Genomic DNA, 24,619 nt, shown 5'->3' with positions numbered 1-24,619 from the left:
CGTGCTCACATTCCCTGACGGCTTTCTCTGGGGCGCTGCGACCGCAGCCCATCAGGTGGAGGGGAACAACACGACCAGCAACTGGTGGGCCATGGAGCATGCTCCGGGCTCGACGATGGTGGAGCCCTCGGGCGATGCCGCCGACCACTTCCACCGGTACCCGGAGGACATGCGGCTGCTGGCGGATGCCGGTCTGAACTCGTACCGCTTCTCGATGGAGTGGGCGCGCATCGAGCCCGAGCGCGGCTTCGTGTCGCGGGCGATGCTGGATCACTACCGCCGCATGATCGACACGGCCCGGGAGAACGGTCTGGACCCGACGGTGACGCTGATGCACTTCACGGTGCCGCAGTGGTTCCAGAAGGACGGCTTCTGGCGTGCGGACGACGCGGTCGACCTGTTCTCCCGCTACGTCGAGACCGTGCTGCCGATCCTCGAGGGCGTGACCTACGTCTGCACGATCAACGAGCCGAACATCGCGGCGATGCTCGCCGGGGGAGAGGATGCCTCGAACCTCGTCGCCTTCGGACTGCCGAACCCCGACCTCGCCGTCGCGGACACGCTGCTCGACGCGCACCACCGGGCCTCCGAGATCCTGCATTCCGTCTCGGGCGTGCAGGCCGGATGGACGATCGCGACGCAGGCCTTCCACTCCACCGGTGAGCCGGGGGCGGACGAGATGCTGGCCGAGTACGGCGACCCCCGCGACCACTGGTACCTCGATCAGTCGGCCGGTGACGACTTCGTCGGCGTGCAGGCCTACACCCGCACCTTCATCGGCCCCGAGGGTCCGCGTCCGGTCGCCGACGACGTCGAGACCACGCTCACCGGCTGGGAGTTCTTCCCCGAGGCGCTCGAGATGGGCGTGCGCAGCGCGTGGGAGCGCAGCGGCGGCGTGCCGGTGCTCGTCACGGAGAACGGCATCGCGACCGGCGACGACACGCGGCGCATCGCCTATACCCAGGGTGCTCTCGAGGGACTCCACCGTGCCATCTCCGACGGCATCGAGGTCAAGGCTTACCAGCACTGGAGCGCACTCGACAACTACGAGTGGGCGAGCGGATTCCGCCCGACCTTCGGCCTGATCGGCTTCGATCACGAGACGTTCGAGCGTTCGCCGAAGCCCTCGCTCGCCTGGCTCGGAGAGGTCGCACGTCGCAACGGGCTCTGAGCCGCACGACCCCGGGGCCCAGCCCCGGGGTTACGCTCTGATCATGACCCACGCAGTCCGCGCGAAGCGCGGAGACAGGCTTCGATCGGCGGCCGCCGGCTTGAGCGCGGCCGTCGTCGCGGTCGGCCTGGCAGAGCTGGTCGCAGCGATCGTCGAGCCGAGCGCGAGCCCCTTCGCCGTGATCGGCAGCGGTCTCATCGATCTCGCCCCCAGCTGGGCGAAGGATGCGGCGATCGCACTGTTCGGCACCGGCGACAAGGTGGCGCTGATCACCGGGATAGCGGTGGTCCTCGTCGGGGTCGCCGCGCTCGCCGGCATCCTGGAATCCCGCCGCGCGGGCGTGGGATCCGCGATCCTCGCCGCTCTCGGCGTGCTGGCGCTGGTGGCCGCGATGATCCGTCCGGGCGCGGGCCCCTTCGCCTGGCTCCCCGGTCTCGTCGCCGGCGCGACCGCGGTCGTCGCGCTGCGGCTGCTCATGCGCAAGGTGCATCCGATCCCCTATCTCCGCGCCGAGCATGAGGAACGCCGCCAGTTCCTGCTGTGGACCGCCGGCGTCGCCGCGACCGGCGTCGTGGCGCTCGTCATCGGCGGCGCAGCCCGCGGCGCGACGAGGTCGATCGAGGCGATCCGATCGACGTTGCGGCTGCCGAAGGCTGCCGCCCCCGCGCCGATGGTGCCGGCCGGTGCAGAGCTCGACATCCCCGGCCTGGCTCCTGTCGTGACCCCCAACGCCGACTTCTACCGCATCGACACCGCACTGATCGTGCCGCGCATCGACCCGGCCGACTGGTCGCTGCGCATCCACGGGATGGTCGATCGCGAGATCGTGATCACGTGGGACGAACTGGTCGCGCTGCCGATGCAGGCGTCGCACGTCACCCTCGCCTGCGTGTCGAACCAGGTCGGCGGGGACCTGATCGGCAACGCCCTCTGGCTCGGGCATCCGGTGCGCGATCTGCTCGCGAGAGCGGGAGTCGATCCCGACGCCGACATGGTGCTGTCGACCTCATCCGACGGGTTCACGGCCTCGACGCCGATCGAGGCGCTCACCGACGAGCGCGATGCCCTGCTCGCGGTCGGCATGAACGGCGATGCGCTGCCTCTCGAACACGGCTTCCCGGTGCGCATGGTGGTGCCGGGCCTCTACGGCTATGTGTCGGCGACCAAATGGGTGACGGACCTCGAGGTCACCCGATTCGACCGGACGACCGCCTATTGGACCGACCGCGGATGGTCGGAGCGCGGACCGGTGAAGCTGCAGTCGCGCATCGACGTGCCCCGGCGGGGGACCAGGATCGAGGCCGGCGACGCCGTCATCGCGGGCATGGCGTGGCAGCAGCACGTGGGCGTCGAGGGTGTGGAGGTGCGGATCGACGACGGTGAGTGGCGTCGCGCCGAGCTCGGCGCCGCGATCTCCGACGACACCTGGGTGCAGTGGCGTCTCGACTGGGCGGCCGAGAGTGGAACGCACACGATCGAGTGTCGCGCGATCAGCGCCGACGGGGAGACGCAGACCTCGGATCCGGCCGATGTCGTGCCCGACGGCGCCCAGGGGTGGCACCGCATCGAGGTGTCTGTCGCCTGAGCGTAACGACCCCCTGCATCCCACCTAGAATTGTCCCCATGCCCGCAGGCGAATCGTTCTACATCACCACGCCCATCTACTACCCCTCCGATGTGCCCCACATCGGTCATGGGTACACCTCGGTGGCGGTCGACGCGCTCGCGCGCTGGCACCGGCAGGGCGGCGATGACACCTGGATGCTGACGGGCACCGACGAGCACGGCCAGAAGATGCTCCGTGCCGCGGCCGCGAACAACGTCACTCCGCAGGAGTGGGTCGACAAGCTCGTCACCGAGGCGTGGTTCCCCCTGCTCGAGACGCTCGACGTCGCGAACGACGACTTCATCCGCACGACGCAGGAGCGCCACGAGGCCAACGTGCAGACGTTCTTCCAGCGTCTCTACGACCGTGGCTACATCTATGCGGGCGAGTACGAGGCGCTGTACTGCGTGGGCTGTGAGGAGTTCAAACCCGAGTCCGAGATCGTCGACGGCACCGGTCCGTTCGAGGGCCTCAAGGTCTGCGCCATCCACTCGAAGCCGCTCGAGCTGCTGCAGGAGAAGAACTACTTCTTCAAGCTGAGCGAGTTCCAGGACCGTCTGCTCGAGCTCTACAAGACCCAGCCCGACTTCGTGCGCCCCGATTCGGCGCGCAACGAGGTCGTCTCCTTCGTCAGTCAGGGTCTCAAGGACCTCTCGATCTCGCGCTCGACGTTCGACTGGGGCATCCCGCTGCCGTGGGACGAGTCGCACGTCATCTACGTGTGGGTCGATGCGCTGCTCAACTACGCCACCGCCGTCGGCTACGGCTCCGATCAGGAGACCTTCGACCGCCGCTGGCCCGCCTATCACGTGGTCGGAAAAGACATCCTGCGCTTCCACGCGGTGATCTGGCCGGCTCTGCTGATGGCCGCAGGGCTCGATGTGCCCAAGGGCGTGTTCGCGCACGGCTGGCTGCTCGTCGGCGGCGAGAAGATGTCGAAGTCGAAGCTCACCGGCATCGCGCCGACCGAGATCACCGACGTCTTCGGATCCGACGCCTACCGCTACTACTTCCTCTCGGCGATCGCGTTCGGCCAGGACGGCTCGTTCTCGTGGGAGGACCTCTCGGCCCGCTACCAGGCGGAGCTCGCCAACGGCTTCGGCAACCTCGCCTCGCGCACCACGGCGATGATCGAGAAGTACTTCGAGGGCATCGTGCCTCCGCCCGCCGACTACACCGAGAAGGATCTCGAGATCCAGAGGATCGTCGCGGATGCCGCCTCGAATGCAGATGCCGCGATCGAGCAGTTCCGTATCGACGAGGCCATCTCGTCGATCTGGACGATCGTCGACGCTCTCAACGGCTACATCACGGAGAACGAGCCGTGGGCACTGGCACGCGACGAGTCTCAGCGCGGCCGTCTCGGCACCGTTCTCTACACGTGCGCCGAGGGACTTCGCGCGCTCGCCGTGCTGCTCTCGCCCGTGATGCCGCAGTCGACGGAGAAGCTCTGGGTCGCCCTCGGCGCCGCAGAGAGCCTCGGACGTCTGCAGGACCAGCCGATCCGCGAGGCCGGAGCCTGGGGCGTGCTGCGTCCCGGCACCAGCGTCAACGGTCTCACCCCGCTGTTCCCGCGCGTGGAGTCCACCGCCTGAGCATGACGTACGTGCAGCAGCGAGACGGCGACGGGCGCAAGGATCTCCGGTACCCCGCGGCTCCGGAGCCCCTTGCCGTGCCCGTCTACGACAATCACGCGCATCTCGAGATCCTCGACGGCGATGAGCCGTTGTCGCTGACCGAGCAGCTCGATCGTGCGGCGGCCGTGGGCATCGCCGGGGTGGTGCAGGCATCGGGTGACATCGAGTCGTCCCGGTGGGCGGTCGAGGCCGCCGAGTCGGACTCGCGCGTGCTCGCGGCTGTCGCGATCCACCCGAATGACGCGCCCGCCTACGCCGAGGAGGGTCGTCTCGATGAGGCCATCGCGGTGATCGACGAGCTCGCGGCGCACCCGCGAACGCGGGCGATCGGCGAGACGGGTCTCGACTTCTTCCGCACCGAGCCCGAGCGCCGAGCGCCGCAGTTCGAGTCGTTCGAGGCGCACATCGCGCTGGCGAAGAAGCACGGCATCGCGATGCAGATCCACGACCGTGACGCGCATGACGCGGTGCTCGAGACGCTGAGTCGCGTCGGGGCGCCCGAACGGACGGTCTTCCACTGCTTCTCCGGCGACGATGCGATGGCGAGGATCTGCGCGGATGCGGGTTACCACCTGTCCTTCGCCGGCAACGTCACGTTCAAGAACGCGCAGAACCTGCGCGACGCGCTGAAGGTGACGCCCCTGGACCGCATCCTCGTCGAGACCGATGCGCCGTTCCTCACCCCGACGCCGCTGCGCGGTCGACCGAACGCCCCCTATCTCGTGCCGATCACGGTGCGGTTCATGGCGGCGGAGCTCGGCATCGAGGTCGACGAGCTGTCGACCCGGCTCGCCGCGAACACCCTGCGGGTCTACGGCTCGTTCACCGACTGATCCGCCGGTGCGGCACTGACGATCTGCGAGATCGGCTTCCAGACCAGGACAAGGGTCAGCGCGGCGCCCACGAAGGCGAACCACCACGGCGCCGTGAGACCCCAGACCTGGGCGATCACCCCGCCGAGGGCCTGGCCGATGACCATTCCGCCGAACACGCCGACCATGTTGACCGAGGCCACGCGGCCCTGCAGCTCGGCGGGGACCAGACGCTGACGGACGGTCGTCGAGATCGTGCCCCACACGAACGCGTAGGCGCCGAACACGAACATGATCACGAGCGCCACCCAGCCCGCGGTGGTGAGTGCGAACGCGAGGTGCATCAGCACCTCGAGCGAGAGGACGACGCGCATCAGCGTCGCGAACGACACGTGGCGTTCGAGCCAGCCGAAGCAGAGGGTGGCGAGGATTCCTCCGGCCGCCGAGGCGGTCGTCAGGGCGCCGTAGCCGACCGCGCCCATGTTGAGATACTCCGTGGCATAGAGCACGAGCACGCCCCACGGGGCCGCCCAGGTGACGTTGAAGACGAGGATGATCAGCACCAGCATCCGCACCGGCGGGTTCTGCCACAGCCAGCGGAGTCCTTCGCCGATGTCGGTGTGCACGTGCGACTTCACGCCGTCTCCCGTTGACCGGGGCGGCACGGGGGTGCGGGCCATGCGCGAGATCAGCACGACCGCGAGGAGGACGCAGAGGATCTCGAGCAGGAACGGCCACGCCGCGCCGGCGGCGAAGAGGAACGCGCCGAGCGGCGGCCCGGCGAACTGGTTCGCGACGAGATACCCGGCCTGCAGTCGAGCGTTGCCGATGCCGAGGTCGGCCGGCTTCACGAGCATCGGCAGCAGCGTGCTGCCGGCGGTGTCGACGAAGACCTCCGCCGTGCCGTAGAGGAAGGCCACGGCGAGCACGATCCAGATGTTCGCGGTGCCGGTGAGCAGGAACGCACAGAGCCCCGCGAGCACCACGGCCCGTGCCGCGTTGGCGAACATCACGAGGCGCCGACGGTCGAACCGGTCGGCGATGGCTCCGGCGTGCAGCCCGAACAGCAGCCACGGGAGGAACTGCAGGATCGCCCCGGACGCGACGAGGATGGGCGACGACGTCATCGACGCGATGAGCAGGGGAGCGGCCGCGAGGGCGACGCCGTCTCCGACGTTGCTCGTCCACGACGATGCGAGCAGCCAGCGGAAATCCCTGCCCATGCGCCGTGGTGCGATCAGTTCACCGAGGGAGGGCATCACAGCAGACTACTGGGCGGCTCGGATACCGGCGGGGGTGGGGGACAATGGAGCAATGACAGTCACCCTGCTCGGCGCCACCGAGATCCGCCGCCTCGCCGCTGAGCTCGATGTCACCCCGACCAAGAAGCTCGGACAGAACTTCGTCGTCGACGCGAACACCGTGCGCAAGATCGTGCACGCCGCCCGCGTCCAGCCGGGGGAGCGGGTCGTCGAGGTGGGCCCGGGGCTCGGCTCCCTCACCCTCGCGATCCTCGAGGCCGGCGCATCCGTCACCGCTGTCGAGATCGATCACCGGCTCGCCGCCCGGCTCGCCCAGACCGCCGAGGAGCACGGCGTTCCCGCCGACATGCTCACGGTCGTCGACGCCGACGCGCTGCGCATCACGGAGCTGCCGGGCGAGCCGACCGTGCTGGTCGCGAACCTGCCCTACAACGTCTCGGTCCCCGTGCTGCTGCACTTCCTCGAGAACTTCTCCTACCTGAAGCGCGGTGTCGTGATGGTGCAGGCCGAGGTCGCCGAGCGCATCGCGGCCAAGCCGGGCTCCAAGATCTACGGCACCCCGAGTGTCAAGGCCGCCTGGTACGGCGAGTGGAAGCTGTCGGGCACCGTGTCCCGTCAGGTCTTCTGGCCGGTGCCCAACGTCGACAGCCTCCTCGTCGGCTTCGACCGGTCGGAGGGCGAGCGCGGCACAGAGGACGAACGCCGACTCACCTTCAAGATCGTGGATGCCGCCTTCAACCAGCGCCGCAAGATGCTGCGACAGGCGCTGTCCGAGCTCTTCGGCAGCTCCGCCGCGGCATCCGAAGTGCTGATCGCGGCCGGAGTCGCCCCCACCGCTCGCGGGGAGGATCTCACGGTCGAGGACTACCATCGTGTCGCTCAGCATGTCGCGCAGATCGAAGACGCCGCCGTCACCGGCTAATCTGGCACGGTGACCGAGTCCCCCCGCTTCCGTCCGAACGTCCCTGAGCTCCACCGGCCGTACGCCGCCGATGAGAGCCGCTACCAGCAGTTCGAGTACCGCCAGGTCGGCACCTCGGGGCTGTTCCTGCCGCCCATCTCGCTGGGCCTGTGGTGGAACTTCGGCGACAACATCCCGCTCGACAACCAGCGCGCGCTGCTGCGTCACGCCTTCGACCGCGGCATCACGCACTTCGATCTCGCGAACAACTACGGCCCGCCCTACGGCTCGGCCGAGAAGAACTTCGGTCGCATCTTCGCCGAGGACTTCCGCCCCTACCGCGACGAGCTGATCATCTCGTCGAAGGCGGGCTGGGACATGTGGCCAGGTCCGTACGGCGACTTCGGCAGCCGCAAGTACATCCTCGCGAGCGCCGAGCAGTCGCTGACCCGCATGGGCCTCGACCACGTCGACATCTTCTACTCGCACCGCGCCGATCCCGTGACGCCGGTCGCCGAGACCATCGGGGCGCTCGACACGCTCGTGCGCCAGGGCAAGGCTCTCTACGTCGGCATCTCGTCGTACAGCGCCGAGCGCACGGCCGAGGCCGTCGCCGTCGCCACCGACCTCGGTACCCCGCTCGTCATCCACCAGCCCGCCTACTCGATCCTCAACCGCTGGGTCGAAGACGGCCTCACCGACACCCTCGAGCAGTCCGGCGTCGGCGCGATCGCGTTCACACCTCTCGCGCAGGGGCTCCTCACCGACAAGTACCTCGGCGACGGCACGGCCGCCCGTGCGCAGAAGCGCGGTTCGCTGCCGGATGCGCCGCTGTCGGATGCCGCCGTTCAGACCCTCCGCTCGCTCAACGCCATCGCCGAGCAGCGCGGGCAGTCCCTGGCGCAGATGGCGATCCAATGGACGCTGCGCAACCCGGTCGTCGCCTCCGCGCTGGTCGGGGCATCGCGTCCCGAGCAGCTCGACGAGAACATCGCCGCCGTCAACGGTCCGGCATTCACCGACGACGAGCTCGGCCGCATCGACGAGGCGGCCGGTGCCATCGACGTCGACCTGTGGGCGACGTCGACGGAGCTGTGACGGGAACACCGACATGAGCTTCGCCGCCCCCGTCGACTCCGTGCACGTGCGCGCGCCCGGCAAGATCAACGTCTATCTCGGTGTGGGCGGCCGCCACGACGACGGGTATCACGCGCTGGCCACCGTGTTCCAGGCGGTCTCGCTCTATGAGGACGTGATCGCCCGGCACGCCGACGACTTCTCGATCACCGTCTCGGGCGTCGACGACCCCGACACCGTGCCGCTGGACGATCGCAACCTCGCGATGCGCGCCGCCAAGCTGCTCGCGACCGCGGCCGAGTACGACGGCGGGGTGGCGCTGGAGATCCGCAAGAGCGTGCCTGTCGCCGGAGGCATGGGCGGCGGGTCGGCGGATGCCGCGGCCGCTCTCGTCGCGTGCGACGCACTGTGGGGCACCGGGTTCTCGACCGCCCGCCTGCATGAGCTGGCCGCCCGGCTCGGCGCGGACGTCCCGTTCGCGTTGCACGGCGGCACCGCCGTCGGAACCGGCCGAGGAGATCAGCTGAATCCCGCGCTGGCGAGGGGGCGGTTCGACTGGGTGCTCGTCCCGAGCGATGACGGGCTGTCCACGCCCGTCGTGTATGCGCGACTCGATGCGCTGCGAGACGCTGAGGGCTCGCTCGCCGACGATCCGCCGCTGTCGCTCGAGGTGCCGGCTCCCGTGCTGCAGGCGCTGCGTTCCGGCGATCCCGAGCTGCTGTCCGAGAGCATCTACAACGACCTGCAGGAGGCCGCCCTGTACGAGCGGCCCGAGCTGGAGACCACGATCCTGCGCGGCATCCACGCCGGTGCTCTGCAGGGCATCGTGTCGGGTTCGGGACCCACCGTCGCTCTCCTCTGCCCGAGCCCCGAGGGTGCGCAGGAGGTCCAGTCGCTGCTGCGTGAGCACGGACTCGAGTCGCTGCACGTGCACGGGCCGGTGCCCGGCGCGCGCATCCTCGCCTGACCCGGCCCGCCCGCATCCTCGCCTCGGCGAGGTGCGCTCCGCGCGCCTGGCATACATAATGAAGAGACGATGTGACCGTGCACATACAAGGAGGTCTGTGATGTCGACTGCCTCCGAGCGTGCCCGGATGCCGAGCATCCGCGACGTCGCGAGACTCGCGGGGGTGTCGCACCAGACCGTGTCGCGGGTGCTGAACGACCACCCCAGCATCCGTCCCGAGACGAAGGCGAAGGTCCTCGACGCCATCGCCGTGCTGGACTACCGCCCCAACCTCGCGGCGCGGGCGCTCGTGACGAGCAAGTCCAACATGCTCGGCATCCTCTCGGCCACGGTGGGGGAGTTCGGACCGACGTCGTCGATCGTCGGCATCGAGGACGCCGCTCGCGAGGAGGGGTACTCGGTCTCGACCCTGAACCTCTCGGCCACGACGCCCGAGGCGATCGGCAACGCCCTGCGGCAGCTGGCACGCGAGCAGGTCGACGGCATCGTGGTGCTCGCCCCGCAGGTCCGGGCGTTCCATGTGCTGAAGGGCATGGCGGTCGAGATGCCGTTCGTCTCGCTGCAGACGGCCTCCGGCTCCGACGGGGTGACCCTGTCGGCCGACCAGGTCGCGGGCGCGCGCACCGCCACCGAGCATCTGATCGGGCTCGGACACAGCGACATCATCCACATCGCCGGGCCGCAGGACTGGATCGAGGCCGAGTCGCGCATGCGCGGATACCTCGATGCTCTGCGGGAGGCCGATCTGCCCACCTTCCCGCCGATCCGCGGAGACTGGACGGCCGACTTCGGCTATTTCGCGGGGCAGGAGCTCGCCCGACGGCGTGACTTCACGGCCGTGTTCGTCGCGAACGACCAGATGGCGATCGGGCTGCTGCACGGGTTCAGGGATGCCGGCATCCGCGTGCCCGAGGACGTGAGCGTCGTCGGGTTCGACGACATCCCGGTCGCGGCGCATGTCGCACCGACGCTGAGCACGGTGCATCAGGACTTCCCCGAGCTGGGTCGCCGCGCCGTGCGCATCCTGCTCGCGCAGATCCGTGGTGAGCAGGTGCCGCAGTTCGGGCCCCTGCAGACGACCCTTCGAACGCGGGAATCGTCCGCGCCTCGATAAGGCCACATTTTCGCGAGTGGTCTTGACACCGTCTCAGCGAGCGTAGACTATGTAATCCAATGTGAACGGTCACATCGAAGGTGACCGCCCGTCGCGAGGAAGATCTTGTGAGCACCACAGCAACGTTGCCGGTCGTGTCAGGCCCCATCCTGGAGATGCGCAGCATCACCAAGGAGTTCCCGGGTGTCAAGGCGCTGTCCGACGTGTCCATCACCGTCCGGGCCGGAGAGATCCATGCGATCTGCGGCGAGAACGGCGCCGGGAAGTCGACCCTGATGAAGGTCCTCTCCGGCGTGTACCCCTACGGCACGTACGAGGGGGAGATCCTGCTCTACGGCGAGGAGCAGCGCTACCGCGACATCGCGGCGAGCGAGCAGGCCGGGATCGCGATCATCCACCAGGAGCTCGCGCTGATCCCTGAGCTCTCGATCACCGAGAACATCTTCCTCGGCAACGAGATCCGCCACTTCGGCGCGATCGACTGGCGCGCCCAGCGTCAGCGCACGGTCGAGCTGCTGGCCCGCGTCGGCCTGCGCGAAGACCCCGACGTCGCCATCAAGACGCTCGGTGTCGGAAAGCAGCAGCTGATCGAGATCGCGAAGGCCCTCAATAAGGACGTCAAGCTCCTCATCCTCGACGAGCCCACCGCGGCACTGAACGAGAACGACTCGCAGCACCTCCTCGACCTGATCCTGGGTCTGAAGGCCAAGGGCATCGCGTCGATCATGATCAGCCACAAGCTCAACGAGATCGAGCAGATCGCCGACGAGATCACGATCATCCGCGACGGTCGCACGGTCGAGACGCTCGACATCTCGCGCGGCGAGATCAACGAGGACCGCATCATCCGCGGCATGGTCGGCCGCTCGCTCGAGAGCCGCTACCCCGACCGCACCCCCGAGATCGGCGACGTGTTCTTCGAGGTCAAGGACTGGTGGGTGCAGCACCCGACCGTGTCTGAGCGGATGGTCGTCAAGGGGTCGAACCTCAACGTGCGTCGTGGCGAGGTCGTCGGCATCGCCGGTCTGATGGGCGCGGGTCGCACCGAGTTCATGATGAGCATCTTCGGTCGCTCCTACGGCACGTTCCTCGGCGGACAGATCGTCAAGGACGGCCAGGAGATCACCATCCCCGACGTCTCCTCGGCGATCAAGCACGGACTCGCGTACGTCAGCGAGGACCGCAAGGTGCTGGGCCTCAACCTGCTCGACACCATCAAGCGGTCTGTCGTCGCGGCGAAGCTGTCGAAGATCTCGAAGCGCGGCGTCGTCGACGAGCGCGAGGAGTACTCGGTCGCCGAGCGCTACCGCACGGCGCTGCGCATCAAGACACCCAGCGTCGAAGAGGGCGTCGGCAAGCTCTCGGGAGGAAACCAGCAGAAGGTCGTGCTGGCCCGGTGGATGTTCACGGACCCCGACCTGCTGATCCTCGATGAGCCCACGCGCGGCATCGACGTCGGAGCGAAGTACGAGATCTACGCGATCATCAACGAGCTCGCCTCCCAGGGCAAGGGCGTCATCGTCATCTCCAGCGAGCTGCCCGAGCTGCTCGGCATCTCGGACCGCATCTACACAGTCTTCGAAGGTCGGGTCACCGACTGCATCCCGGCCGACCAGGCGACACCCGAGGCTCTCATGCGCAGCATGACCTCCGCGACTCAGAAAGCATCCGCATGACCACCGACCTCACGACAACGAAGCGCGGCTTCCACTTCGGCGACATCCGCAAGATGTTCGGAAGCAACGGCACCTCGTCACTGCGCCAGTTCGGCATCCTGGGCAGCCTCATCGTCATCATCGTCCTCTTCGAGGTGCTGACGCTGCTGCGCAACGGACCGAACGGCGCGACGCTGACGTCGGGCAACCTGATCAACGTCATCAACCAGTACTCGTTCATCCTGATCCTCGCGATCGGCATGGTGATGGTCATCATCATGGGGCACATCGACCTGTCGGTCGGTTCCGTGGCGGCCTTCACCGGCATCATCGTCGCGAAGTCGATGGCCGACTGGAACCTCCCTTGGCCGCTGGCGATCCTGCTCGGCCTCGGCGTCGGTGCCCTGGTGGGCGCCTGGCAGGGGTTCTGGGTCGCCTACGTCGGGGTGCCCGCGTTCATCGTGACGCTCGCCGGCATGCTCTTCTTCCGTGGCGCGCAGCAGTGGATCGGTGACGCTCAGACGATCCCGGTGCCCAAGGGCTTCCAGGTGATCGGCACCGGCTACCTTCCTGAGGTCGGGCTCCCGCTGGACTTCAACGTGCCGACCATGATCCTCGCACTGGTCGCGGTGGCGTGGCTGGTCTTCTGGGAGATCCGCACCCGTCGCCAGCAGCACAAGATGGGCTCCGACAGTGCGCCCCTGTGGGTCAGCGTCGTCAAGGTCGTGCTGCTCTCGGTCGTCGTGCTCGCCGCTGCGTGGATGTTCGCGACGGGTCGCCCGGGCACGAGCTTCCCGGTTCCGGGTCTGATCCTGCTCGCCCTCGTGATCATCTACTCGTTCATCACGCGGAACACCGTCTTCGGTCGCCACATCTACGCCGTGGGTGGCAACCGCCAGGCCGCACGCCTCTCCGGCGTGAAGGACCGCTGGGTCGACTTCTTCGTCATGATGAACATGTCGATGATGGCCGCACTCGCCGGCATGATCTTCGTCGCCCGTTCGCAGGCATCCGGACCGAACGACGGCACCGGCTGGGAGCTCGACGCGATCGCGTCGGTGTTCATCGGTGGTGCTGCGGTCGCCGGTGGTATCGGTACCGTGATCGGCTCGATCATCGGTGGTCTGGTCATGGCGTTCCTCAACAACGGTCTCGCTCTGCTCGGCCAGGGTGCCGACGTCGTCTCGATGATCAAGGGCCTCGTGCTGCTGCTCGCGGTCGGCATCGACGTCTGGAACAAGCAGCAGGGCCGTCCGTCGCTCATCGGTCTCCTGACCCGCCGGTCGGGCCGCAGGAGCGACCCGGAGGCCACCGCGACCTTCGAGCCCAACAGGACTTACCAAGCCCCTCCCGTCGACAAGACGAGGGCCGAGTAAGCGGACTCTCCGCGCAGTGCTCGCACGCAGAATCCGTCACATCACACAGAAAGAGATCACATGAAGAAGATCATCGTCACAGCGACAGCGCTCGTCGCGACGGCTGCCTTCGCACTCACGGGCTGCTCCGGTGAGCGCGGCGGCGGAACCGACACGGGATCCGGCGAAGAGGCCGAAGCAGGCTTCGCCGCCGACTCCTCGATCGGTGTCGCCCTTCCCGACAAGACCAGTGAGAACTGGGTCCTCGCGGGTCAGCTCTTCACGGACGGCCTGGAAGAGGCCGGCTTCAAGGCAGACGTGCAGTACGCTCCGGCGAGCAACACGGTCGCCGAGCAGCAGAACCAGATCCAGGCCATGGTCACCAACGGCGCCAAGGTCATCATCATCGGCGCGAAGGATGGCAAGCAGCTCGCCACCCAGGTGCAGGCGGCCAAGGATGCCGGCGCATACGTGATCGCGTACGACCGTCTCATCGAGAACACCGAGGCAGTCGACTACTACGTCGCGTTCGACAACTTCAAGGTCGGCCAGCTGCAGGGCCAGGCCCTGCTCGACGGTCTCGCCGAGCGTGCGGGCCACGAGGCTCCGTACAACATCGAGCTCTTCTCCGGCTCGCCGGATGACGCCAACTCGAAGGTCTTCTTCGACGGCGCCATGGACGTGCTCCAGCCGGAGATCGACAACGGCAACCTGGTGGTCGTGTCGAAGCAGACCGAGATCGCGCAGACCGCGACCGAGGGATGGCTTCCGGAGAACGCGCAGAACCGTATGGACACGCTGCTCACCTCGTCGTACAGCGGTGACACCGTGGTCGACGGCGTGCTGTCGCCGAACGACACCCTTGCTCGCGCCATCATCACCTCGGTGCAGCAGGCCGGCAAGCCGGTTCCGGTCGTCACGGGTCAGGACTCCGAGGTCGAGTCGGTGAAGTCGATCATGGAGGGCATCCAGTACTCCACGATCAACAAGGACACCGCACTGCTCGTCGAGCAGTCGATCAAGATGGTCGGCCAGCTGCAGAAGGGCGAGACCGTCGATGTCAACGACGAGGAGTCGTACGACAACGGCGCCAAGGTCGTTCCGGCGTACCTGCTCGACCCGATCATCGTCACCAAGGAGAACGCTGCTGAGGCGTACGCCAACGTGCCGAGCCTCCTCGAGATCGTGAAGTCGTACCAGTAAGCGACATCGCACTCACCGCAGACGAGCCGTCCGGACCTTCGGGTCCGGGCGGCTCTTCGCCATGTCGGGTCGACTTTTCACACCGCGCGCGGACGAGCCGCTGGCCGGAAGCGGACGTCCTGTCGGAGGACGTCCGCACACGGCGCTAGCCCCAGACGGGGTCGTCGGGATCGGGAGAGTCTGTGCCGTCGGCATCTGTCATGATGCGCGCTTCAGCGATCCACGACGTCAGAGGGCCATCGCGGAGGAGATGAGGCCGCGGTGTGTCGAGCAAAACGTAGGCGGTGACCTTGTCCAGCGGCTCATCGCTCGCGAAAATGACGACGTTGCCGAGTGGTCCTTCCGCATCTTCCGGCTCTGCGTCGAGCACGACAGCGACGTGATCGAACACGGTGCTCAGGGTCGCGGCCTGTCGTCGTGAGTATTCGAACGGATGCCCGTCGAGCAGGTTCACGGCGACCACGCCCGCTGCTGCGGAGCGCGCGGCGACCTGGCGATAGAACTCCTGGCTGGCCACACGATGCCGGATGACGGCGGCATCCCAGAGATCGACGACGGTGAAGCACGCCTCCACCCAATCGGTGTCGATTGCGGTGCGATAACTCGCGGCGTCGTCAAGTCCGGGGGACGGAGATGACTGCACCGGCGATGTCTTCTCATTCGGAAAAGCGGCGTCCGCGACCGTTCGAGCGTCACCGAGGATGACTCGTATGTCAGACCCGGGAGGCAACGGCAGCGCGTCGATGACGGCGGCGTAGAGCGCGGGTTCGAACTCCACCACCAGCTGAGGTGATCCGGCGCGCGTCGCCTGGACGTAGCGTGCCAGCGTGAGTGCTCCGGCCCCCAGATGCACGGTGAACAGCGGCGCACCAGGCTCGGCGGCGGCATCCATTGCGCGGGCGATGTGTTGGGTGTAGCTGTACTCGAGGTCGGTCGGCTCGGTCATCGAGACGACGGACTGCGCAATTCCATCCACGCTGAGCTCGAAGCGACCGGGTCGCCTTCTCGACTGCACCAGCTTTGCCTTGCGGTCGGCTAGTGAGAGCGAGAACACCCGGCGACTCCATGGCACCTGTCTAGTTTAAGCCGGAGGAGATCGGTCGGCGGCTGCCTCTGGAGGAGCAGAGCGCCGTAGGCGAAGTCGCTCTCGGAAGGCCGAGCCTCCTTGAGATCGTCGGGTCGTACGAGAAAGCGATCAGCCATCGGGCAGAAGAGGGCCGCTCGGACCTTCGGGGCCGGCGGCTCTTTCTTGTTGTCGTGCTGCTGTGGTGCGTTCTTCAGCAGCCGACGCCGGCCGGGTTCTCGTGGCAGGTGTGGGCGACGAGCGCGGTGCGGGCCTCGAGGATGCGGATCTCCTGCGTGGCGCCGCTGGTCGTGAGCTGCCCGGGAATGTCGATCCATCCGCCGCCGAGGTCCACCTGCGCGGTGAATCGGATGTCCACGCGGGCCGGGTACACGCCGGGTTCGCGGTAGACGTGGCTGGTCGGGGTCGGCGTGAACTGCGCCTGACCGAGCGCCTCCCACGTCTGACCCGGCGTAGTCACGGTCGCGGAGCTGCCGTCGCCGTACGTGTAGTCGTATCCGGCCGGGACAAACCGCACGCGCAGTGGCACGCCGAACAGCTCGCCGTCTTGGATCTGCGTGGATGCTGCGGCCGTGAAGTTCGTCGGCATCCCGGCGATCCCGACGTTGCCGGGTTCGGCGGTCGCACGGATTGATGCCGGTGCGAATCGCGCCAGGTCGGAGATGGTGATGGTCGGCGCGCCGGGCGTCGACGGAGCGGAGGCCGGGGGAGCGGGCCGGTTCGGGCGCGGCGCACAGCGCGTGGTGCCCGAGTCGTCCATGCATGCCGCGAGGTCGATCGCCTCCTGGCTCGGACCCGACGGTTCACCCGGACCCGTATCGTCGCCCGGACCGCCATCACTCCAATTCGAGTCGGTGCCGGGATCAGTGCTCGGCTGCTGCTGGGTGCCGGAGATGGTGAGGGAGGAACCATCCGTCGAGCCGCAGAGTCCCATCAGAAGGGTCTCTGGTGAGCAGCCAGTAGTAGCGAATGCGGTGGGTGACGTGATGAAGCCGAGAGCTGACGCGGCGATCGCGCAGGCTGCGAGCTTGATGATCAGCATGGGTTGCCACTTGTCGGCGATGCATCGGAGATCAATAGAGACTGACGGTCGCCCACTATGACAACCTCTAGCGCGACCACCTCACCGCGGTCCGCAGGAGTGATATCCGCGCCGGCATCATCTAGTAGCAATAGGGCGGACACATCAGTACATACAGTCATGGTTACGGTCGATACGCTCCCAGCGGGTTCGCTGACCTTGCCGTTGATTGAAATAATCGTTGCCCTTCCGGCGGTAGACAGGCCATCCGCCATCAGCAGGTTTTGGGTGTCAATGTCGCTTTCGAGGGCAGCTCCAACTAGGAATTGCTGAGGGTCGGCATCTGGTGACCCCGTCCGCCTGGCATTACCCGCCTCGTTGTACGCCCGGTACACAGCCTCCGCTGCAGCGAACGCCTCCTCCTCGTTCGCGAAGGCCGCGGTGGGCGTAGGGGCGGGCTCGGGTTCAGTGGTGCATCCCGCGAGAGCGCCAACCCCCAACGCCACTACGGCGACAGCAACTATGCGCGCGCCCAACCGTGGAACTGCCGCACCACCGCCTCTGCCGTGACGAATCGCAAGAACGGACAAGGGGCGCAACGGAGGAGGAGTCACCGCGCCACCGTAGTGAAATCGGCCAGGGTCGCGTCGCGTTTCTCCACAGGTCCGCGCCAGCGCGAACGTCTCCGCTCAGAACGGCGCGCGCACGGCATCCGATTCGGTGAAGGTCACCGTGTTCGGTGCAGGGGGAGTGTCGATGTACGTCCGCCCGATGGGACTCGTCCACTCCATGACCCCGCCGGGCTTCTGCTCGACGTGCCATGGTGTGTGATGTTTCAGAACGTGATGTCGGCGACAGAACGATGCCAGATTCGATTCGCAGGTCGCGCCACCCGTCGAGGCAGCATGGTTGTGGTCGAGGTCGCATTTCCGCGCCGCCACTCCGCACGCCGGGAATCGACATCGCTGATCTCTTGCCCGTAGGTGCCGGCGTAGGTGGCGGCTCGGTCGGTATCGGTCGACGGCGAGGACGCGACCGGTGATCGGATGCGTCAGCACCCGCTCCCATCCCTTCGTCTGCCCGGCCATCCGGCGCGCGGTATCGACGTCGATCGGAATCACGCCGTCGAGCTCGGCGGGCGGCGCCGCCTCGGTATCCGGAGCACCCGACCCCTCGTGCGCCTCGTCGTCCATCAGGGTCGTCACCGGAACGGTGATCTCGATGCGCGCACTGATGGCCGCCAGCAGTCCGTCTTCGCTGTCGTGCCCGGTCGGCTGGCCGCTGAGCACGAGGTCGGCGAGCAGGTCGGCGCGGATCTCGTCGACCGTCCGATCATCCGCCTCGAACTCATCGCCGTCGCGAGCCGCCCGCCGCTTCGCGCGAAGGTTCTCGACGCGCAGTGCGTGCGCCATCTGCGAGAGACGATCGAACATGCCGTGGACGAGCGCGGCAGGCGCGTGCGTGTGCAGCGTCGCCATCCCGTCTTCGCCATCCGTCACCCAGACTCGCCGCTGAGACCTGGCGCGACGATGCCGCTCCGACACTGTCGTCGGGGCGAACCGCTCAGCGACTCGCCGTGCCAGCGCGCGCAGTCGGTTCGGCGATTCCACCTCCGCCAGCGGAAGGATCACCGCGGAATATGCCTCGCGGTGATCGGGCGACTCGAGGCCCGAACCTGCGTCGACGATGACGCGGGAGTGCGCGGCGCTGATCCGCCCCGCTCCCTGTGCGGCCCATACGGCGGGGAACCGATCGACCAGCAGCTCCGCCGCCGCCATCCGCCGCTCGATGGTGCGATCGCTGACATGCTGCACGGCTCCGATCTCGGCCGCGATGGTCCTGATCGAGTGGTCTCCCCGGTCCGGGTGATCACCCTGCTTCGCGATGTCGACCGCGAGCCGACCGGCGATCGCCAGCAGCCCGTCGCGCGCGGCGCTCATGCTGCTCAATGTCGCCTCTGCGACTTGCAACGCGGCGACGAGATCGGCGAGATTCGCGATCTGCGTGTCCGTCGCGTCGAGCAGTGCTGTCATGTCTCCGAGTAGATCACGGACCACCGACATCCGAACGAAGATTCGAGACATTCCCGAATCGACATGATCCCGGAAGAGGGGTGACTCATGCGACACTGACGTCATGCTCCTTCACGCCGTCGACGTCGGCGACGGCCCCCGTACGGTGGTTCTGCTCCACGGGATGATGGGCTCGGCCGACAGCTGGTGGCGTATGATGCCGGTGCTCGCTGCTCAGGGCTTCCGTGTGCTGGCAATCGATCTCCCCGGTCACGGTCTGTCCCCGCGAGACCCGCGTCTGACGATCGAGCAGGCCGCATCGTCGGTGGTCGAGACCGTCCGAAGTCTCGCCCCGGGACGGCCGCTCGCGGCCGTCGGGCACTCCTACGGGGCGAGCGTGCTCGCACAGGCGGCCCCGTTGCTCCGACCTGAACCGGGCATCTATGTCGATGCCGCACTCGTCCTCCCCGGCGGCAGCGACCGTGACGATCTCATCGAGCGGTACGCCCGCGATCGCGAAGCGCGACAGTCGCCGGAGAACCTCCGTGCCTCGCGTCCGTTCTACTCGGAGAAGGATGCCGAGATCGAGGCACTCGCCGCCCGCCGCTTCGACCCGACGACGATGGCATCCGTCTCCTGCGGCCGCGATCACATGTGGCTTCCCGACCCGGGGTCGATCATCGTCCGCGCCGACCCGAGCGACTGGGTGACCGCCGCCGACGTCGCCCGGTTCGCGGCGAACGGCATCGACGTGCGCAGCATCCCCGGAGCCGCGCACACTGTCTGGTACAGCCACTTCGGGGAGTTCACGGCGTCGCTCCCGGAGCTGTTCGGCCGGCGCGCTCGTGCGCAGCGTGCCGGATGACGAGGCAGCCGTGACAGGAGGCTGACCGGGCCACCCAGACCGCGCGACTACCCTGGGGAGTGACATGGCACATCTTCTCGGGGCAGAAGCCCTTCATCTCGAATATCCGACGAGGGTCGTCTTCGACTCCGTGACCCTCGGCATCGAAGAAGGTGACCGCATCGGCATCGTCGGCCGCAACGGCGACGGCAAGTCAAGCCTCCTCGGAATGCTCGCCGGCATCAAGGAGCCGAACTCGGGCCGCGTCACGGTGCGAGGCGGCACGACCATCGGCGTCCTGGACCAGGCCGACACCCTCAGCGACGACCTGACCATCAGCGCGGCGGTCGTCGGTGACACCCCGGAGTACGAGTGGGCCGGCGACCCGCGCATCCGCGACGTGATAGAGGGACTGCTGAAGGACCTGCCCTGGGATGCGGAGATCGGCTCCCTCAGCGGAGGCCAGCGCCGACGCGTCTCACTCGCCAAGCTGCTGACGGGGGACTGGGACGTCATCGCCCTCGACGAGCCCACCAACCACCTCGACGTCGAGGCCATCACCTGGCTCGCCGGACACCTCAAGAAGCGGTGGAGCCCGAACTCCGGAGCGCTCATGGTCGTGACTCACGACCGGTGGTTCCTCGACGAGATCTGCACCGAGACCTGGGAGGTGCACGACCGCATCGTCGAGCCCTTCGAGGGCGGCTATGCGGCGTACATCCTGCAGCGCGTCGAGCGCGACCGCATGGCGGCGGCGACCGAGGCCAAGCGTCAGAACCTCGCCAAGAAGGAGCTCGCGTGGCTCCGTCGAGGGGCGCCCGCGCGAACCGCGAAGCCGAAGTTCCGCATCGATGCGGCCAACGAGCTCATCGCCGACGTGCCGGAGATCCGCGACAAGGTCTCCCTGCAGTCGCTCGCCGTCTCTCGTCTCGGCAAGGACGTCGTCGACCTGCTCGACGTCGGAGTGACCTATCCGACCGCCGACGGCGGCACCCGCGAAGTCCTCCGCGACGTCGAGTGGCGCATCGCGCCGGGGGAGCGCACCGGCATCCTCGGTGTGAACGGCGCCGGCAAATCGACGCTGCTCGGGCTGATCTCGGGCACCGTCGAGCCCACCGTCGGCCGTGTGAAGCGCGGCACGACCGTGAAGGTGAAGACGCTCACGCAGCGCCTCGACGAACTCGAGGACGTCCGACGCGAGCCGGTGCGTGTCGTGATCTCGCGACTGCGCACCTCGTACACGATGGGATCCGGCTCGAAGGCGCAGGAGCTCACGCCGGGCCAGCTCCTCGAGCGGCTCGGCTTCGATTCCGCGCAGCTCTCCACCCCCGTGAAGGATCTCTCCGGAGGTCAGCAGCGCCGCCTGCAGCTGCTTCTCGTGCTCCTCGACCAGCCCAACGTGCTGATCCTCGACGAGCCCACCAACGACCTGGACACCGACATGCTCGCGGCCATCGAGGATCTGCTCGATTCGTGGTCGGGGACCCTGCTGGTGGTCAGTCACGACCGGTACTTCCTCGAGCGCGTCACCGATCAGCAGTTCGCGATCCTCGACGGCCACCTGCGGCACCTGCCCGGCGGCGTCGACGAGTACCTGCGCCTGCGCCAGTTGCAGACCTCGGCACCGGGCAGGTCGCAGACGGCCGTCAACACTGAGAAGAAGGCCCCCAGCCTCGACGGTGCCGCACTGCGCGCCGCCCAGAAAGAGGTCTCGTCGCTCGAGCGCCGCATCCAGAAGCTCACGCAGCAGGTCGACAAGGCGAAGACCGCTCTGGCGGATCACGACCAGTCGGACTTCGCCGGCCTCGGCGACAAGATGAAGGCGATCAGCGACCAGCAGGCCGAGATCGAGGAACTCGAACTCCGCTGGTTCGAGCTGACCGAAGAGCTCGACTGACGAGAGGTCTGGCCCTTCCGCCCTCGCGGGAATACGGTGGCAGTCGAATGCGCTGTGCTCTGGGCGGGGTTCGATGCCAGCCGGGATCGCACAGCTTGATCCTGCGGTACCCGGGAGGTTCAGATGGAAGGACTCGAGGTCACCGTCCTGATCGGACTCACGATCCTCGTGGGCACGTTGATCGCGCCGCGCGTTCGACTCGCGCTGCCGCTCGTCCTCGTGATCTTCGGACTCCTGCTCGGCTTCGTCCCGCAGCTCCGCGAGATCCAGCTGCCCCCTGAGACGGTCCTGCTGCTGTTCCTCCCGGTGATGCTGTTCTGGGAGAGCCTCACGACCTCGCTGCGATCGATCCGCCGTGACTTCCGATACATCCTCCCGATGAGCACGGTGCTCGTCGTGGCATCCGCATTCGCCGTCGCGGGCATCGGCCTGCTGTTCGGGATGCCGTGGGAGACCGCGCTGATCCTCGGCGCCGCAGTGGCCCCTCCGGATGCGACGGCCGTGGCAGCCCTCGGCAGGCTGCTGCCCCGGCGCATGTTCATGAAGCTCAAGGCCGAGAGCCTCACGAACGACGGAACCGCGCTCGTGCTCTACGCGATCGCCGTCTCGCTGGCTCTCGGCGGCAACATCACGCCCTTGTCGGTGACGATGTCGGTGCTCACCTCCTATGTCGGAGGAGTGGCGGCCGGTGTCGTGATCGCAGGCCTCGGGTACCTGCTGCTGCGTCGCACCTCTTCGACGATCGTCATCAACGTCGCGTTGCTGCTCATCCCGTTCAGCGCGTTCCTCCTCGCGGAGATCGTGCACGCCTCCGGCGTGCTGGCCGTCGTCGTGGCCGGTCTCATCGTCGCCTATGTCTCGCCCCGGGTGACGACAGCCTCGTCGCGGCGGCAGGCCGACGCCGCATGGCCGTTCGGTGTCTTCCTGCTCAACGGAGCGCTGTTCGTGCTGATCGGGCTCGAGGTGCAATTCGTCGCACATGAGATCTCCGCGGCAGCGATCGGCCGGCTCGTGCTCATCACCCTCGCGGTGTGGGGGACGCTGCTCGTCGTCAGATATCTCTTCCAGCTGCTGAACGCGCCCTTCCAGCGACGCAATCCGGCGCTTCCGTCCCGTGGTGCCAAGGCGCGATCGATGGCGGTGTCGACGGTCGCAGGCATGCGGGGTGCCGTCTCGCTCGCGATCGCGCTGTCGGTTCCGGCCGCCAGCGCGACCGAGGGCGAGATCGCCGGACGCGACGAGATCGTGTTCGTCACGGCGGGAGTGATCCTGCTCAGTCTGCTCGTACAGGGGCCGCTGCTGCCGGCGATCGTTCGCTGGGCGCGTTTCCCGGTCGATCACATGGAGGCCGAGGAGTACGAGCTCGCCGAGCGGACGATCTCGGGCGCGGCACTGGCCGCCCTCGATGACCTCGCCGTCGAGCACGGCGTCGGTCAGGAGATCCGAGACAAGGTGCGTGCCGAGGGCTACCAGATGCTCGAGTTCTCGAACGCGCGTGCGCTGGCGCGCGAGCAGGCGATCGTCGATGCCGAGGCCCAGGCGCTCGACGTCATGCTCGACGAGCCCGATCCGCTGGGCGGCGGCCAGCAGATGAACGGGGGAGCGGATGCCGGTGCCGCGGAGGCGTCGGTCGCGCTGCGACTGCCGGACGCGACTCGCGTCGGCGACGACGGTGAGCTCGCGGACGGCGAGGTCAGGACTCTGCAGATGATCGCCACCTCGGCCGACGTCGACGTCATGCAGCGGTCGCCGCTGCTGCGTCACGAGGAGCACACGCGCCTCAAGCTCGCGCTCATCGACCGCAAACGCGAGGTGCTGCTCGGACTGCGCAGAGACGGGACGGTCGACGACCTCGTGGTCCGTCGGATCTCGGCACGACTCGACCTCGAACAGGTCCGGCTGCAGGGCATCGAGGACTACGACTGAGAGCTGTGACGCTCTGTGACACTCGATTGTCGCGCAGCGCGTCGCCCTGCCTAACGTATTCGAGTCCCCCAAGAGAGGAACCCGAACACTCATGTCCATCACAGCATCCCGTCGGACCACATCCGTCATCGCCGCGCTCGCCGCGGTCCCGCTCTTCGTCGCACTCGCAGGCTGCGCGACCGCACCGTCCGACGCCGGTTCCGGCGGCTCCGAGGACGAGACCGTCAAGATCGGTGTCGTCGGCAAGGGAGACGCACAGTGGGCTCCTTTCATCGAGGCAGCCGCTGACGAGGGCATCACGGTCGAGCTCGTCGACTTCGGCTCGTACGAGCAGCCGAACCCCGCTCTGACCGAGGGTGAGATCGACCTCAACCAGTTCCAGCACATCGTGTACCTCGCCGAGTACAACACGGCATCCGGCTCCGACCTGACGCCGGTCGGCTCGACGGCGATCTACCCGCTGGGCCTGTACTCGCAGAAGTACGACGATGTCGACGACATCCCCGAGGGGGAGACCGTCGCGGTTCCCGACGACGCATCGAACCAGGCTCGCGCGCTGCTCGTGCTGCAGTCGGCCGGACTCATCGAGCTCAAGAGCGGCGGCACGATCTTCTCCGACCTCTCCGACATCGACACGGGCAAGTCCAAGGTCGAGGTCACCGCGCTCGAGGCCGCGCTGATCCCGACGTCGCTGCCCGACGTCGCGGCGGCGATCATCAACAACGACTTCGTCGAGGATGCGGGTCTGACCTTCGAGGACGCGATCGCTCAGGACGACCCTGAAGACCCGAACGCGCTTCCGTACGTGAACATCTTCGCGGCCCGCGCCGAGGACGCCGACAACGAGACGTACCTCAAGCTCGTCGAGATCTTCCAGACCAATGAGGACGTCCAGGCCGGCCTGCTCGAGTCGTCGGGTGACACCGCCGTGCCGCTGCAGACCCCGGTCGAGGATCTCGTCGCCTCGCTCGAGAAGGTCCAGAAGGACACCGAGGCCAACAAGTAGGACGACCGGGGTGGCTGACACCCCCGTCCGATGAGGGAGAATCGGGTGGCGCTTCGTGCGTCACCCGAT

The 24,619-nt window shown here is 67.5% G+C and carries 19 protein-coding genes; 15 read left to right on the top strand and 4 right to left on the bottom strand.

Annotated features, from left to right (window positions below; translation table 11 throughout):
• The first annotated feature begins 1 nt into the window (after position 1).
• From BMW26_RS11765 to BMW26_RS11750, 4 genes are read left to right on the top strand one after another with little or no spacing between them, the layout of a single operon-like run.
• Positions 2-1,171: a glycoside hydrolase family 1 protein gene (locus BMW26_RS11765; protein ID WP_053097102.1), complete on the top strand. Its 1,170-nt coding sequence runs from the start codon at positions 2-4 to the stop codon at positions 1,169-1,171.
• 43 nt (positions 1,172-1,214) lie between these two features.
• Positions 1,215-2,756, top strand: a complete 1,542-nt coding sequence (locus BMW26_RS11760; protein ID WP_072591559.1) for a molybdopterin-dependent oxidoreductase — start codon at positions 1,215-1,217, stop codon at positions 2,754-2,756.
• A 38-nt stretch (positions 2,757-2,794) separates the two neighbouring features.
• Entirely contained in the window at positions 2,795-4,372 is a 1,578-nt protein-coding gene (gene metG / locus BMW26_RS11755; protein ID WP_072591558.1) for a methionine--tRNA ligase, read from the top strand.
• Positions 4,373-4,374: 2 nt separating this feature from the next.
• On the top strand, positions 4,375-5,247 hold the full coding sequence (locus tag BMW26_RS11750) for a TatD family hydrolase (RefSeq protein ID WP_072591557.1): 873 nt from the start codon (positions 4,375-4,377) through the stop codon (positions 5,245-5,247).
• On the opposite strand, the gene BMW26_RS11745 is transcribed toward BMW26_RS11750, so the two are convergent.
• Complete coding sequence (locus BMW26_RS11745) at positions 5,226-6,485, bottom strand: MFS transporter (RefSeq protein ID WP_072591556.1); 1,260 nt, start codon at positions 6,483-6,485, stop codon at positions 5,226-5,228. The genes BMW26_RS11750 and BMW26_RS11745 overlap by 22 nt on opposite strands.
• 55 nt (positions 6,486-6,540) lie before the next feature.
• On the opposite strand from BMW26_RS11745, the gene rsmA reads away from it, so the two are divergent.
• From rsmA to BMW26_RS11710, 7 genes are all read left to right on the top strand, one after another.
• Entirely contained in the window at positions 6,541-7,410 is an 870-nt protein-coding gene (gene rsmA / locus BMW26_RS11740; protein WP_072591555.1) for a 16S rRNA (adenine(1518)-N(6)/adenine(1519)-N(6))-dimethyltransferase RsmA, read from the top strand.
• Positions 7,411-7,419: 9 nt separating this feature from the next.
• Positions 7,420-8,487 (top strand): L-glyceraldehyde 3-phosphate reductase, encoded by a 1,068-nt coding sequence (gene mgrA, locus BMW26_RS11735; protein WP_072591554.1) that lies wholly within the window; start codon positions 7,420-7,422, stop codon positions 8,485-8,487.
• A 13-nt stretch (positions 8,488-8,500) separates the two neighbouring features.
• A complete protein-coding gene (locus tag BMW26_RS11730; RefSeq protein ID WP_056280016.1) occupies positions 8,501-9,433 on the top strand; it encodes a 4-(cytidine 5'-diphospho)-2-C-methyl-D-erythritol kinase in 933 nt (310 codons plus the stop codon).
• A 100-nt stretch (positions 9,434-9,533) separates the two neighbouring features.
• Positions 9,534-10,547, top strand: a complete 1,014-nt coding sequence (locus BMW26_RS11725; RefSeq protein ID WP_053097086.1) for a LacI family DNA-binding transcriptional regulator — start codon at positions 9,534-9,536, stop codon at positions 10,545-10,547.
• Positions 10,548-10,702: 155 nt separating this feature from the next.
• The gene (gene mmsA, locus BMW26_RS11720; RefSeq protein ID WP_072591553.1) at positions 10,703-12,223 is read left to right on the top strand and encodes a multiple monosaccharide ABC transporter ATP-binding protein; all 1,521 of its coding nucleotides are present in this window, start codon (positions 10,703-10,705) and stop codon (positions 12,221-12,223) included.
• The gene (gene mmsB / locus BMW26_RS11715; RefSeq protein WP_053097084.1) at positions 12,220-13,578 is read left to right on the top strand and encodes a multiple monosaccharide ABC transporter permease; all 1,359 of its coding nucleotides are present in this window, start codon (positions 12,220-12,222) and stop codon (positions 13,576-13,578) included. The genes mmsA and mmsB overlap by 4 nt, the downstream gene beginning before the upstream one ends.
• 60 nt (positions 13,579-13,638) lie before the next feature.
• Positions 13,639-14,760 (top strand): substrate-binding domain-containing protein, encoded by a 1,122-nt coding sequence (locus tag BMW26_RS11710; RefSeq protein WP_053097082.1) that lies wholly within the window; start codon positions 13,639-13,641, stop codon positions 14,758-14,760.
• 145 nt (positions 14,761-14,905) lie between these two features.
• On the opposite strand, the gene BMW26_RS11705 is transcribed toward BMW26_RS11710, so the two are convergent.
• From BMW26_RS11705 to BMW26_RS11690, 3 genes are all read right to left on the bottom strand, one after another.
• The gene (locus tag BMW26_RS11705) at positions 14,906-15,832 is read right to left on the bottom strand and encodes a spermidine synthase (protein WP_157557433.1); all 927 of its coding nucleotides are present in this window, start codon (positions 15,830-15,832) and stop codon (positions 14,906-14,908) included.
• 205 nt (positions 15,833-16,037) lie between these two features.
• On the bottom strand, positions 16,038-16,886 hold the full coding sequence (locus BMW26_RS11700; RefSeq protein ID WP_083569355.1) for a hypothetical protein: 849 nt from the start codon (positions 16,884-16,886) through the stop codon (positions 16,038-16,040).
• Between the two features lie 668 nt (positions 16,887-17,554).
• Positions 17,555-18,898, bottom strand: a complete 1,344-nt coding sequence (locus tag BMW26_RS11690; protein ID WP_072592325.1) for an HNH endonuclease signature motif containing protein — start codon at positions 18,896-18,898, stop codon at positions 17,555-17,557.
• Between the two features lie 103 nt (positions 18,899-19,001).
• On the opposite strand from BMW26_RS11690, the gene BMW26_RS11685 reads away from it, so the two are divergent.
• From BMW26_RS11685 to BMW26_RS11670, 4 genes are all read left to right on the top strand, one after another.
• Positions 19,002-19,742, top strand: a complete 741-nt coding sequence (locus BMW26_RS11685) for an alpha/beta fold hydrolase (RefSeq protein ID WP_072591551.1) — start codon at positions 19,002-19,004, stop codon at positions 19,740-19,742.
• A gap of 64 nt (positions 19,743-19,806) precedes the next feature.
• The gene (locus BMW26_RS11680; RefSeq protein ID WP_056280025.1) at positions 19,807-21,618 is read left to right on the top strand and encodes an ABC-F family ATP-binding cassette domain-containing protein; all 1,812 of its coding nucleotides are present in this window, start codon (positions 19,807-19,809) and stop codon (positions 21,616-21,618) included.
• A 123-nt stretch (positions 21,619-21,741) separates the two neighbouring features.
• A complete protein-coding gene (locus BMW26_RS11675; protein WP_072591550.1) occupies positions 21,742-23,544 on the top strand; it encodes a Na+/H+ antiporter in 1,803 nt (600 codons plus the stop codon).
• Positions 23,545-23,635: 91 nt separating this feature from the next.
• Positions 23,636-24,550, top strand: a complete 915-nt coding sequence (locus BMW26_RS11670) for a MetQ/NlpA family ABC transporter substrate-binding protein (protein ID WP_072591549.1) — start codon at positions 23,636-23,638, stop codon at positions 24,548-24,550.
• Positions 24,551-24,619 lie beyond the last annotated feature (69 nt).

The organism is Microbacterium sp. 1.5R (genome assembly GCF_001889265.1).
Taxonomy (GTDB): domain Bacteria; phylum Actinomycetota; class Actinomycetes; order Actinomycetales; family Microbacteriaceae; genus Microbacterium.
This window is presented reverse-complemented; position numbering and strand designations above follow the sequence as displayed.